The organism is Pseudogracilibacillus sp. ICA-222130 (assembly GCF_037892545.1).
GTDB lineage: Bacteria > Bacillota > Bacilli > Bacillales > Amphibacillaceae > Pseudogracilibacillus.
This window is the reverse complement of record NZ_JBBKBG010000022.1, coordinates 1-13,391: the sequence shown is the minus strand read 5'-3', so window position 1 is coordinate 13,391 and position 13,391 is coordinate 1. Positions and strand designations below refer to the sequence as shown.

Sequence of the window (13,391 nt, the reverse complement as noted above, 5' to 3'; positions counted from 1 at the left end):
TTATTCTCTAGGTTTTGCTTCACCAAGATACAACATTCCATCTTTTACTTCTTGTTCATATACGTCTAATGGTGATAAAGGCGGTGTACCTGGAATATTAGTACCGTCTTTATTGTAGCGTCCATCGTGACAAGGGCAGAAGAATTCATTCTGATATTTGTCACTACCTTCCCAAGAAACGAAACATCCTAAATGTTTACATACCGGGGAAAATGCTTGAATATCTCCATTTTCATCCTTGAAGACCCAAGCCGTACGGTTTACTTCTGATTCATACCATCCATCAACTTGGTCAACGTTCCAGTCAACACGCTGTGGTGTATCTGTAATATCATCTACTGAAATAACACTTGCTAAACCACCATCAGAAGCTGATTTTTGTAATACAGGATCTACTGCAAATCGTAACATCGGTACAAGCATACCTGCAGCCATAAATCCCCCTAATCCAGTTAAAGAATAGTTAAGGAATTGTCTACGAGACACTTGTTGTTTTTTGTCGCTCATGGTTTTCCCCCCTCTTATTGCTTAATCACGGACAAAATTATATAAATTTATTACTAGGACATTTCTATAATATCTCAAACTATTCCCTTGGTCAATAAATTATACAATTTGTCACGAATTATTTCGCATATTTCATATTGTTTTACCAATATGAGCGAATTAACTCACTTATTTGTTCCACTTGACTCTTAATTACATGAATTGTCTCTTCCGAATGGATATTTCCTTTTTTAATTCCTGGAAGCCATAACAATTCTCCAGCTAAGTTTCGCTCGTTCTTTTTCCACCCATTATCAAATGTCATAACAAAAATATGTTTAAATGGTTGAGTTTGTAAATGTGTAATCCACTCATTTAACCTTTCTACTTCATTTTCCATGTTCATATTTTCTTCTTTTAAGTAATGATAAGTTGGAGTTAATAAAATACGACCACTTAATTCCTTTTCAATTTCATTCGCATATATCGATAAAACCTCACGCTGGAATGCATCTTTTTCCAAGTTTACTTCGTCTGTTAAATGAAACTGTTGTAGTGGTACAATCGCTGTATCAATATATTCTTTTGCTTGAACATATTTGGGCATATCTTCACTAAACCACTTCATCGTTCTCCTTCTTTCCTAATTGTTTTTCATTTGTAGCCAATTTGTTAATTGTTTAAAACGTTCTACATTACGTTGTTCTAAAGCAATGTCTATCTCATCTTTAATAAACTTATTTTTTCCTTCTTTTAATAAATATTGCAATAAGACATCGGAAGTTTCTTTTATGTTGCAATCATAACTCAGTTCATTTTCAATGACTTTATCATATAGTGTGGGACGTTGGTCATCATAGAAATTAACTTTCATATAAAATGAATCATGACGATACAACTGCAATTCATGATATGCGGTATACACATCTGTTGTTGTTACATGATCCTTAAAAAAACGAAAAGTCATTTGATCTCTATCTACAACATCGACTATAACACCTTTAGGACAATATTCAATATCGTCTACAAAATATAAATGAAATAATGCTTGTTCATCTTCTATTAATTCTTCAAAAAACCAATCATATTCGTAATGATCTATCGTATACATTTCTTGAAACCATAATAAAAATTGTTTTTTTAACTGAATCGTTACCGGATAATTCATCTGTTAGAACAATCCTTTCAAGTTCATTTTACAAATTCATCGTATCATATTTTAATCAAAAGATGAAAATTTTAGCCGTTCAATATGGGCTAACACTTCTTCATCAGATGGTTCTTGATGAATATACTTTTCCAATGCATCCAAAGCAATGTCTATTTGCCCTTCTTCCATCATAAAATAGCCAAATTCTTTTAAAAATTCCACATCATGTTGTAAAAATTCATTTGCCATCTCATAATATTGAACAGCTTTATCATACATTTCAAGCTCATTATACGCTCTAGCTAATTCCCAATGGTAAACAGGTTCATCACTTACATCTAACTCATTAGCTGTCATAAATGCAATGATTTGATCAAATTGTCCTTCTTGCTTATATAAAGAGATTAATGCAATAATAGCCTCCTTATAATCGGGGTCTAATTTGATTGCTTCTTCTAAATATTCCATTGCCTGTTTATTATTATTTAATTGTACTGCTAATTGGCCTGCTAATAAATATAACGTTTTATCGAAAGTATCGTACATTAACCCTTTTTTAACCGTATCATATGCTTCTTGTACCATTCCTTCTTCTTTCCAAGCTGTTGCTAATTCACGATATACTGAATGATAATACGGATCACGCTCTAATAATTCTTCCCAAACACGGATTGCTAAACGAAATTGTTTTTGTTGAAAAGCTGTCATTCCATATTTGAATAATGTATTAGGATTTTTCGAGTTAATGTGACTATAATACGCTAATGCATCTTCGTATTTTCCAATCAATGCATAGGATTCCGCTATTCGTTCTTCAATCAATACTTCATTTACTTGATCCGTTTCTTTTAATACTTTTTCATAAAATGGCAATGCACGCGATGTTTGACCGATAGAGAATAATAATTCTCCTAATGCAAAATCAATGATAAACTCATCTGGATATATTGCTTTTGCTTCAAATAATTTTTGTTCCGCTACTTCAAATAAGCCTTGTGCTTGGTATAAATCTGCTAAATATAACAATGATTGTCCATAAAAAGGGTCTTCTTGATCTATGTCATTAATTAATTGAATCGCCTTATCGTCTTCCTCTAATTCAATATACATATGGGCAAGCCCAGCTAAAATTTGTCCTTCGTTTGGATATTTTTTCAATAATAATTCCAATACGTTGATAGCTTCTTCGAAAAAACCGAATTGACTATATATTTCACTGATTGTAAACATCTGTTCATCTGTAGCATGTTTCATAAAATCTTTTAATAACTGTAGCGCATCCTCTACTTGGCCAATTTCAAAAAGTTGAACAATTTCCTCCAATTTTTCCAACATATTTCCTCCTAAAAAATCTTGCCTAACGAAAAAGGTTAGACATCGTTTCATTGTTTTGTAAAAGTTTCCTTTGTATCATAACTATTCTCTCATAATTATAGCAAAGAAAATGTATTTTACATTCCATTTGAAACTGCCTAACCTTCTAAACACTATTGTTTACACAATATACGTAAATGCTCAAAAAACGATGGGTAAGAAATATTTATCGAGTCCGTATCATCTATCCATACTTCATCGTTAGCGATTAAAGCTGCTATTGCTCCCATCATCGCAATTCGATGATCATAATAACTTGAAATATTACCACCCTTTAACGCCGTTTTACCATGAATAATCATTCCATCTTCTGTTTCCTCTATATTTGCTCCTAATGTAGATAATACGTCCACAACGGCTTTAATTCGGTCTGTTTCTTTTACACGTAATTCCTCTGCATCTTTTATAACTGTCATTCCTTCTGCTTGTGTTGCTAATAAGGCAATGATAGGTATCTCATCAATTAATCTTGCCATATATGAACCGTCTATCGTTATCGACTTTAACGGTCCATATGACACAGTGATGTCTCCTAACCATTCCCCACTAATTTCTCTTTTATTCGTAATCGTCATCTTGGCATTCATTTTTTGCATGACATCGATTATACCTGTTCTCGTTTCATTTAACCCTACATTTTTTAAAGTAATACTACTGTTTGGCACAATGGCTCCTGCAACCATTAAAAATGCTGCGGATGAAATGTCTCCCGGTACAGTAACATTTACAGGTGTTAACGTATCTACCGGCTCTACAGTTACCGATAATCCCTCTATTTTTATGTTTGCTCCGAATGCTCGTAACATGTTTTCTGTATGGTCTCTTGTTTTTGCTAATTCAATTACGTTCGTATTGCCTTTTGCAAATAATCCTGCTAATAATATGGCAGACTTTACTTGTGCACTTTTCACTGGAACTTCATAAGTCATCCCTTGCAATTGCTTTCCACGAACGGAAATTGGCAAATATTTCCCATTTTGACGACCATCTATTTTTGCCCCCATTTTTATTAATGGATGAACGACACGGTCCATGGGACGAACCGTCAAATAACGATCACCATGCATGGTCGTAAAGTATGGAATCCCACTAAATAACCCTAATAGCAATCTAGCCGTCGTTCCAGAGTTACCAAAATAAAGTGGTTCTTTTGGCTCTTCAAAGTTTTTCACACCTTTACTTTGTACAATTACCTTTGTTCCACTCTGTTCAATTTGCACACCAAACTTTTTGAAAATCTCTATCGTGTGTAAACAATCTTCTCCATCTAAAAAGTTAGTTATTTCTGTTTTACCTTCTGCCAAAGAAGCAAACATGATCGCACGATGGGAAATCGATTTATCTCCTGGAATATATACTTCTCCCTGTAACGGAGTTGTTGCACGTTTTAATTGTATGTTCCCCATATATAGTGCCCCTTTCTACTATTCCACTGTAACTTCATAATCATTTTCCTTTAGTAATGTAATCGCACGTTGGCGATCTTTTTCCGTTGTCACGCTTAAACGTAATGCACCATTCACATTATCTCGAATTTCTAATATGCGGATATTTTTTAAACTAATTGAAGCATCCGCTAATAACTGTACTACCTTTGCGATAGATCCAGGCTCATCTTTAACATCTACATACATATCGTAAAACGACGGTAATGCACCACGCGTCTTTTTCTCCCCAAGTCCATCTCGATATTGTTTTGCCTGTTCTAAATATTGAATCATCTCATCAGCACTATTTTTATCAAGAAATTCTTTCAATGTAACCATTTCATTAATCCAATCTTGTAATAGTTTAGACATTTTTTGCCCATTATGTTGAAAAATATCTTGCCACATTTTCGGATTACTTGATGCTATTCTCGTAATATCACGAAATCCACCTGCTGCAAGTTCAGGTAAATATTCATGTACTTGCTCCCATTTTCTCGCTTGATGCACAAGTGAAGAGGCAATTAAATGAGGAAAGTGAGAAATAACACTCGTCATTTCATCATGTTCATTTGGCTCTAATATCATAAAGTTACATTTTGTTGGAGCTAATACTTCTTTTAACGTATCTACTTTTTGTTTTGCGCAGTCAGTTGGTGGTGTTAATACATAAATTGCATTTTCAAATAAATGTTCTTTCGCCGCCTCCACACCAGTTTTATGTGACCCTGCCATTGGATGTCCACCAATGAAAGTTACCTGGTCATTTACTAATCTATCGGATGTTTGTAAAATAGAACCTTTTACAGAGCTAACGTCTGTGACAATTACGGGATGATCGAAAGATATATGTGCAATTTTCTCCATTAATTGAATCGTTGCTGAAATAGGTGCCGCAAGAATGATGATTTCTGCCTTTTTACATGCGGTTTCAAAATCTGTCTCTGATTCCGCAATCATCCCTGTTTCTTCTGCATATTTTAACGATGCTTCATTTACGTCATATCCGATTACGTAACGACCTTCTACTCCATTCAACGCTTTTGCAATTGACCCACCAATCAATCCTAAACCTGCTACTAAAATTTTTTTCATCTGTATACCTCATTACTTTTGCTGTGTTTGAAATTTACGTATGACATTTTGTAAGCCATCCATTTGTTCTTTTGTACCAATCGTTATTCGTACCGTGTTTGGATAACCTAAAAGTTCACCAGAACGTACAATATATCCATTCTCTAATAAATATTGCGTCATTTCATTTCCATTTATGGGCGTATGTACTAATAAAAAGTTCGTATGTGACTCATTATAGGTCCAGCCAATATCATCTAAAAACGCTTGAAACGATGCTTTTATTTCGTCATTTAACTTTTTCGTTTTTTGAACAAAGTCGCTATCATCTAACGCAACTGCCGCTAAATATTGGGATAAGGACGTTGTATTAAACGGACTACGTACCACATTTAATAAATTAGCGATGTGCTCATTCGCAATAGCATAACCGAGTCGCAAATTCGCTAATCCATATGCTTTCGAAAAAGTTCTTAAAACGATTAAGTTTGGAAATGATGCAAGATTTTTTAATAAATTATAACGTTTATCTTGATCTACAAACTCATAATATGCTTCATCTAAAACGACAACTGTTTCTGATGGGCACTTTTGTATAAATGAAAGGAAGTCCTTTTCTTCTATCAACTCTCCTGATGGATTATCAGGTGTACATAACCATACAACTTTTGTATTTTCATCGATTTGTTGCAACATGTCATCAAGTTGATGACGACCGTTTACAGTCGATACTTCTCTCACTTCCGCCCCCTCAATGATGGCACTATGTCGATATTGTGAAAAAGTGGGTGACGCCATCACTGTATTTGTTCCTTCATGTAAAAATGTGCGACAAATAATGGCGATAAGCTCGTCTGAACCACTACCAAAAACAAGTTGATCATCTTGTATCTGTAATTTTCCAGCTAGTTTTTTACGTAAATCATAAGCATATCCATCAGGATACATTTCCATTTCAAATGAATATGTTTCGAATGCTTCTTTTACTTTACTAGAAAAGCCGAACGGATTTTCATTTGAAGCTAATTTCACAATATCACTCAATCCATATAAACGTTTCACCTCATCAATTTGCATTCCTTGTTTATATGGTTGCATATGTTGTAATACCGATTTACCAACTGTCATTATTGTTCACCTTCTATCAAATCTGGTCGTAATTTTATCGCATCATTTAAAAATATATGTGTCACTTCATGTTGTTTTAACGGTGTTGTCGCTACTAACATGACTCGAATACATTTTGGTAAACTATTAGGTACGTCAATTTCACGCATACACATAACCGGCACATGTGTCCATCCATCTAGTTCCCTAGCTGCTTTTGCTGGAAAACTAGCATTTAAATCATCTGTCACAGAAAAAAATACATGGGATATATCATCTGGTTGAATCCCATTGACACGTACCATTTCTTTTACTAGTTTTGCTGTTTCATGCAAAATTTCATTTGCATTATTTTCAGTAACTGTCGTTGCACCTCGAAACCCTCTCGTCATGATATATTCCACTCCTCTTTAAATGAACGAAGATAGTTTGCTATTTCATTTTCTGTCATCGGAACAATCAATGGCTTTCCTATTCTTTCCAATAAGACCATTTGAATCGTTCCAAACTGTGCCTTTTTATCTAGTTTCATTAATTGAATAATTTGATCAAACGGTATAGCTGGCAATGTCATACGATAGCCATTTCGTTTTAACCAATTAAAATATGATGGTAATTGTAAGGGTGTTTGATATTTTTTCTCACTTATATAAAGTGCAAATAACATACCAATCGCCACGGCTTCTCCATGTGTAATTTTGCCATAACCTAGTGAAGCTTCAATGGCATGAGCTAACGTATGTCCAAAATTTAAAAACATACGAATATTTGATTCTTTTTCATCTTGTTCAACAATATTTGCTTTTATTGCTATGCCTCTATATAAATGATCAATTAACGGCAAGTTATTAATATTCTGTAAATTACACGTAAATAGTTCTTGTACAAAAGCCTCATCATATATATATGCCTCTTTGATTAACTCAGCATAGCCCGAACGCACTTCATGAGCTGGCAATGTATGTAATGTCGTTATATCGTATATAACAGCTTTTGGCGGATAAAAACAACCAATCATATTTTTTCCTAATTCATGATTAATCGCAACTTTCCCACCGACACTACTGTCATGAGATAAAATGGTTGTCGGTACTTGAACATAGTCAATACCACGCATAAATGTTGCTGCAACAAATCCCGCCAAATCGCCGATAACACCACCACCTAATGCGATGATCAATGATTTGCGATCTAATTGAGCTTCCATTAATTTTGTTTGTAGACGATAATACGTTTCTATATTTTTAGATGCCTCTCCACTAGGAATGATATCAAAATGGACAGATTCATGTTGTAAGTTTGATATCACATCTTGTAAATATAATGGGGCAATCGTATCATCTGTAATGATAAAAATAGATGAATAAGTTTCCACAAGATAATCTTTCAAGTGGAAACGAATTTGTTCACCTATATGAATCATATATGGATGTGTACTCGTTTGAACATGTAGTTCTTTCATCATTAAAACCCTCTTATTTCTTCGCGGTATTCATCAATTGCTCTCTTTAATGTATCAAATTTATCACTTGGGAATTGTTCTGTAATTGCTTTAGCTAGTTCAAAAGCGACAACATGTTCCATCACAACGGAAGCTGCTGGAACAGCACATGAATCAGAACGCTCGATACTTGCATTAAATGGCTCTTTCGTATCAATATCAACACTTTGTAATGGCTTATAAAGTGTAGGAATGGGTTTCATCACACCTTTTACCACAATAGGCATTCCATTTGTCATGCCACCTTCAAATCCACCTAAATTATTCGTTCGTCTGTAATACCCGCGTGTTTCATCCCATAGGATCTCATCATGTACTTCACTTCCGTTTTTACGTGCAGCTTCGAACCCAATTCCGATTTCGGCTCCTTTAAAAGCATTAATACTCATTACCGCACTAGCTAATTTTGCATCTAATTTTCGGTCATAATGTACATATGATCCAACACCAGCTGGCATTCCTTCAATATATACTTCACAAATACCACCAATGGAATCCCCATCAACTTTTGCTTGGTCAATACAGTCCATCATTTCTTGTTCAACATTTTTATCTAATACACGAACTGGTGATGCATCTGAAATCTCAAAACGTTCTTTTGCATCAAGTCCTTCCACTTCTTTAGCTTTAATTCCTGCAATTTCCTTTACATAACCGACAACTTCAATGCCTAAATGACGAAGCAATGTTTTAGCAACCGCGCCTGCTGCAACACGCATAGTCGTTTCACGGGCAGATGAACGTTCTAACACATTACGCATATCACGGTGACCATATTTTAATGCACCATTTAAATCTGCATGTCCTGGTCTTGGACGTGTGACGACACGACGGACTTTTTCATCTTCATCGATAGGATCTTCTCCCATAATACTTACCCAGGCTTTATAATCATCATTAGTTACAGTTAATGAGATTGGCGAGCCTAATGTATATCCATGACGTACACCACTCGTAATTTCTACTAAATCTTTTTCAATTTGCATACGTCGACCACGACCATGTCCTTTTTGACGGCGTAATAACGAAGCATTAATATCACTTTTCAATAAAGGCATACGTGCCGGTATCCCTTCTATGATTGTTGTTAATTGTTTCCCGTGTGATTCCCCAGCTGTTAAATATCTCACTTCTATCACCTCTAAATAGATTGAATTTTTAAAATTTTGAACGTATAGATGATGAACCCCTATGTTGTATACGAAGATTGTTTTTCATAAAAAAATGTATCTAATATTTTAAAACCATATGTACTCGGTTGAAAAATCTGTTCTGTACTCCCAACGAAAAGCACGCCATTAGAAACGAGCGCTTCACTAAAACTTTTATACACTTGTGCTTTCGCTTCATCTGTAAAGTATATCACGACATTTCGACAGACGATTAAATCATTATTTGCCGGATACATATCATGCAATAAATTATGTTTTTTAAATGTAACCATGGACCTTATGTCACGATTTAGTTCATACACATTATTTTTATATGTAAAATATTTCTTTTTTAATTCATTTGGTAAATCTTTTAACGCTATCGCAGCATATTTCGCCTCTTTTGCGCGTCTTAATGCTTCATCATCTAAATCTGTTGCCAATATCGTTACACGTAATTGTGGAAAATATTCTTTTAACATGATTGCTAAACTGTACGGTTCTTCCCCCGTTGAACAAGCAGCACTCCATATTTTAATTTGATGCTTTCCATCTGTTAATTTCGGAATGATTTTCTCTTGTAACACATTCCAACGTTTGGGATTACGATAAAACTCTGTCACATTAATGGTCATTCGATCCAAAAATTCTTTCATTAATGTTGCGTCTTTGACCATTGCATCAAAATATTGGGCGAATGTTGCATATCCACGTTTATTTCTTAATGAGGTTAATCTTCTCCGCATTTGTTGTTCCTTATACAACTGTAAATCGATCCCTGTTTTATCATGTACCTTCGCTATAAACTGGTCATAATCTGCCACTTCTATGTCCTCTTTCAAAAATAAATAGTAGAAAGCCTCCGTAAATTACAGAGGCCACTTAGTTTATTAATAGATCCAATCTTGGTCTTGCTTTGTATACGATGTAATTTCGTTTTCGTTAAACCATAGATTGATTTCACGCTCTGCACTTTCAGGTGAGTCAGAACCGTGAATAATATTTTTTCCAACTGTTAGTCCATAATCTCCACGAATCGAACCTGGAGTAGCTTCTTGTGGATTCGTTGCTCCAATCATGTTACGTGAAGTTTTAATAACTTCTTCCCCTTCCCAAACCATCGCAAAAACTGGTCCAGAAGTAATAAAGTCTACTAATTCACCAAAGAAAGGTCGCTCTTTATGCTCACCATAATGCTCTTCAGCTAATTCTGTCGAAACTTGCATTAATTTTGCACTTACTAATTTAAATCCTTTTTGTTCAAAACGGTTTACAATCTCTCCCACTAATCCTCTTTGTACCCCGTCAGGTTTAACCATGATAAAAGATTTTTCCATTATAATTTCTCCTCTTTTCGTAAAATTAATTTCTCCTATGTGTAAATAACATAATTCGATAAAATTTTATCAAATTATGACATTAAATACAATTAAAGATAAACGTTAAAATCTTCTCTTTCCAATAAGCTTAGCAATTGTTTCTAATGTTTTTCGAGCTTTGTTCATTGGTAAACTGTCTAAACAGTGTAGAGCTTTTTGTAAATATAAATTACTTAAATGATAGGAACGATCAATCGCATCGGTCTCTTTTAACTCTTCTAAAATAACATTAATATTGGATTCATTTACTTTATTCGGTTCATCAAATAAAGAAGATAATCGGGAATAAAAACGTTCATTTTCCATTGCATATAAAATTGGCAAAGTAACGTTCCCTTGAATGAGATCACTTCCCGTTGGTTTTCCAAGTTCTTTTTCCGAAGCAGTAAAATCTAATATGTCATCAATAATTTGGAAGGACATCCCTACATTGTATCCATACCGATACAATAAATTAGCTTCCTTTTTTGTAGCTCCACTTGCAATTGCACCTAATTTACAACTCGTTGCAATAAGTAAAGCTGTTTTTCGTTTAATTCGTCGTAAATAATTACGTAAATCTTGTTCCACATTATATTTATCTTCTATTTGAGCGATTTCGCCTTCTACAACTTTCACTAATGTTTTGGATAATGTTTTATGTAAAGATGGATTTTCCACTTCTGTAATTAATGTTAATGACTTTGCAAGCATATAGTCACCTGTATACATTGCTGCTCTGTCTCCATACAATTGCTTTACAGTTGGTTTTCCACGTCGTAAGTCTGCATCATCTACAACATCATCATGTACAAGTGTTGCCATATGAATTAATTCTAAGGCGACTGCTACTTTTTTAATATGTATTTCATGTTCTTTAAATTGACCGAAATGGCCTGCTAATAAAACAAAAACTGGACGGATTCTTTTCCCGCCCGCACGCAACAGTTGAATAGAAGCTTCTTTCAATAGAGGATGCTCTGCATCAATTGTATTCGCTAATTCATTTTCGATTTCTTGTAGGTCTTTTCTTAAAAAGCCATAAATATTTGCAAGTTTCATTACATTTCACCTTTTTATTATAAAAATCAATTCGTAGCTTTTCATCGTTTAATCGCCATATGCATTGCAGCGACACCACCCGAATACCCTTTCACATACACTTCTGGAAATCCTACTCGGTGAAACATTTCTTTCAATGTTTGTTTATCTGGAAAATCTCTTGCTGATTCTTGGAGCCATGAATACTCATCATAACTTTTCGCAAATATTTTACCGAACAGTGGCATAATAAAACGAAAATATAATAAATATAATTGTCGATAGCCTATTAAAGTCGGTTGTGATGTTTCTAGACAAACAACCTTCCCACCAGGCTTCACCACACGATACATTTCTTGAATGACTTGGTTGTAATCTGGTACATTTCGTAAGCCAAACCCTATCGTAACATAGTCAAAGGAATTATCGTCAAACGGAAGTTCCATTGCATTTCCTTGAATAAATGTTACATGTTCTACATGAGCATTTTTCTTTTTCTCTTGTGCAACTTTTAACATATTTTCACTGAAGTCAAGTCCTATCACTTCTCCACTAGGGCCTACTGCTTCAGCAAGTGCTAATGCCCAATCTCCTGTTCCAGTGCATATATCCAATGCTTTTGCACCTTTTTCTACGTCCATTTTTTTCATGACGTTTTTTCTCCAAGCGATATGACGTTTGAAAGAAATAATCGAATTCATCGTATCATATTGCTCTGAAATCTTTTCAAACACACCATGTACTCGTTCTTCTTTTGTTTGTCCAGTCATCTCTATTACCCTTCTTCCACAGCCGTTGTATCTATCGTAACGTTTAATTTTTCACACATATAATTCCGCAACTCTATGTCTACAACTGAATGTTTCAATTGTTCGATGAATTTTTCTTTAAAGTGGTTCATTTCTTCTTTAACGTATTGCTCCATTTGCAGATGAGACAAATATTGTCGTGCAAACTGTTCAATATAAGAGACTTGTCCATTCATCCATTTTTCATTTTCTGTCATTAGACGACGCAATGTTAAAAATTGCTTAATAATCGAAAACATCTCCGTATCCATTCCTATTTCATGGACGACTGCTTCCAATAAGAAAGTCTCTATTTTTTCAATCGTTTGTACGAATGAATCAAATGAGACACAATCATTTTTATATAACTTCATTTTTGCTTCGTTAATTTGCTCGATCGCATGTGCTAACGTTCGAATCATTGAGATATCTTCCAAGTCTGCTAATAAGTAATAGTATAGCCCACTATAAAAGTCTCCTGCTAAAACAGTAATTTGTTTTGTCGTTTCTTGCATAGGAGTTGAAAATTCTGATGGAATGGTTTCATGTGTATCTAATGCCATTTGAACAAGCATAATGGATACTATATATGGTTGTTTTAGATCGTCCTTTACAGAAGATTTTTCATATAAGTGATGTAACACAAATAATTTATCTGAATCGATAAAGGGCTTTTGAATAAATCTCTCCACGTATGGATGCTCTGTTTTATTATATATCATTGTTTCAATTTCATTAACTTTCGAACTTAAAGTGCGCACGTAAACCACCTATGCCCTTCTATTCCTCATTACTCATAGTATAGCACAATAAAATAACATATAAAAAATGATATTTTACTAAAACTACTTCTCATATTATAACAACATTGTATATTAAATAAAAGTAAACGAGTCAATAAAGAAACAGAGTACGATTTTTGTGTGGAACTAAA

15 protein-coding genes are annotated in these 13,391 nt (G+C 34.3%); all 15 read right to left on the bottom strand.

Going from position 1 to position 13,391, the window contains the following annotated elements; genetic code table 11:
* Entirely contained in the window at window positions 1–507 is a 507-nt protein-coding gene (locus WKT09_RS09470) for a QcrA and Rieske domain-containing protein (RefSeq protein ID WP_340415793.1), read from the bottom strand.
* Window positions 508–649: 142 nt separating this feature from the next.
* The gene (locus WKT09_RS09465; protein WP_340415792.1) at window positions 650–1,114 is read right to left on the bottom strand and encodes a DUF2487 family protein; all 465 of its coding nucleotides are present in this window, start codon (window positions 1,112–1,114) and stop codon (window positions 650–652) included.
* Window positions 1,115–1,129: 15 nt separating this feature from the next.
* Window positions 1,130–1,654 carry a YpiB family protein gene (locus WKT09_RS09460; RefSeq protein WP_340415791.1) on the bottom strand — a complete coding sequence of 175 codons (525 nt, stop codon included), beginning with the start codon at window positions 1,652–1,654 and terminating at the stop codon, window positions 1,130–1,132.
* A 51-nt stretch (window positions 1,655–1,705) separates the two neighbouring features.
* Window positions 1,706–2,968, bottom strand: a complete 1,263-nt coding sequence (locus WKT09_RS09455) for a tetratricopeptide repeat protein (protein WP_340415790.1) — start codon at window positions 2,966–2,968, stop codon at window positions 1,706–1,708.
* A gap of 155 nt (window positions 2,969–3,123) precedes the next feature.
* On the bottom strand, window positions 3,124–4,416 hold the full coding sequence (aroA, locus tag WKT09_RS09450) for a 3-phosphoshikimate 1-carboxyvinyltransferase (RefSeq protein WP_340415789.1): 1,293 nt from the start codon (window positions 4,414–4,416) through the stop codon (window positions 3,124–3,126).
* An 18-nt stretch (window positions 4,417–4,434) separates the two neighbouring features.
* Window positions 4,435–5,532 carry a prephenate dehydrogenase gene (locus WKT09_RS09445; protein ID WP_340415788.1) on the bottom strand — a complete coding sequence of 366 codons (1,098 nt, stop codon included), beginning with the start codon at window positions 5,530–5,532 and terminating at the stop codon, window positions 4,435–4,437.
* Between the two features lie 12 nt (window positions 5,533–5,544).
* Window positions 5,545–6,639, bottom strand: a complete 1,095-nt coding sequence (gene hisC / locus WKT09_RS09440; protein WP_340415787.1) for a histidinol-phosphate transaminase — start codon at window positions 6,637–6,639, stop codon at window positions 5,545–5,547.
* Complete coding sequence (gene aroH, locus WKT09_RS09435) at window positions 6,639–7,010, bottom strand: chorismate mutase (protein WP_340415786.1); 372 nt, start codon at window positions 7,008–7,010, stop codon at window positions 6,639–6,641. Before aroH ends, hisC begins: the two co-directional genes overlap by 1 nt.
* Complete coding sequence (gene aroB, locus WKT09_RS09430; protein WP_340415785.1) at window positions 7,007–8,080, bottom strand: 3-dehydroquinate synthase; 1,074 nt, start codon at window positions 8,078–8,080, stop codon at window positions 7,007–7,009. Before aroB ends, aroH begins: the two co-directional genes overlap by 4 nt.
* Window positions 8,081–8,082: 2 nt before the next feature.
* Window positions 8,083–9,249, bottom strand: a complete 1,167-nt coding sequence (gene aroC / locus WKT09_RS09425; protein ID WP_340415784.1) for a chorismate synthase — start codon at window positions 9,247–9,249, stop codon at window positions 8,083–8,085.
* A 59-nt stretch (window positions 9,250–9,308) separates the two neighbouring features.
* The gene (locus WKT09_RS09420) at window positions 9,309–10,094 is read right to left on the bottom strand and encodes a CheR family methyltransferase (RefSeq protein ID WP_340415783.1); all 786 of its coding nucleotides are present in this window, start codon (window positions 10,092–10,094) and stop codon (window positions 9,309–9,311) included.
* A 66-nt stretch (window positions 10,095–10,160) separates the two neighbouring features.
* Window positions 10,161–10,607 carry a nucleoside-diphosphate kinase gene (gene ndk, locus WKT09_RS09415; protein ID WP_340415782.1) on the bottom strand — a complete coding sequence of 149 codons (447 nt, stop codon included), beginning with the start codon at window positions 10,605–10,607 and terminating at the stop codon, window positions 10,161–10,163.
* A gap of 105 nt (window positions 10,608–10,712) precedes the next feature.
* Window positions 10,713–11,690 (bottom strand): heptaprenyl diphosphate synthase component II, encoded by a 978-nt coding sequence (hepT, locus tag WKT09_RS09410; protein WP_340415781.1) that lies wholly within the window; start codon window positions 11,688–11,690, stop codon window positions 10,713–10,715.
* 41 nt (window positions 11,691–11,731) lie between these two features.
* Entirely contained in the window at window positions 11,732–12,439 is a 708-nt protein-coding gene (locus WKT09_RS09405; RefSeq protein WP_340415780.1) for a demethylmenaquinone methyltransferase, read from the bottom strand.
* Between the two features lie 5 nt (window positions 12,440–12,444).
* A complete protein-coding gene (locus WKT09_RS09400; protein WP_340415779.1) occupies window positions 12,445–13,227 on the bottom strand; it encodes a heptaprenyl diphosphate synthase component 1 in 783 nt (260 codons plus the stop codon).
* Window positions 13,228–13,391 lie beyond the last annotated feature (164 nt).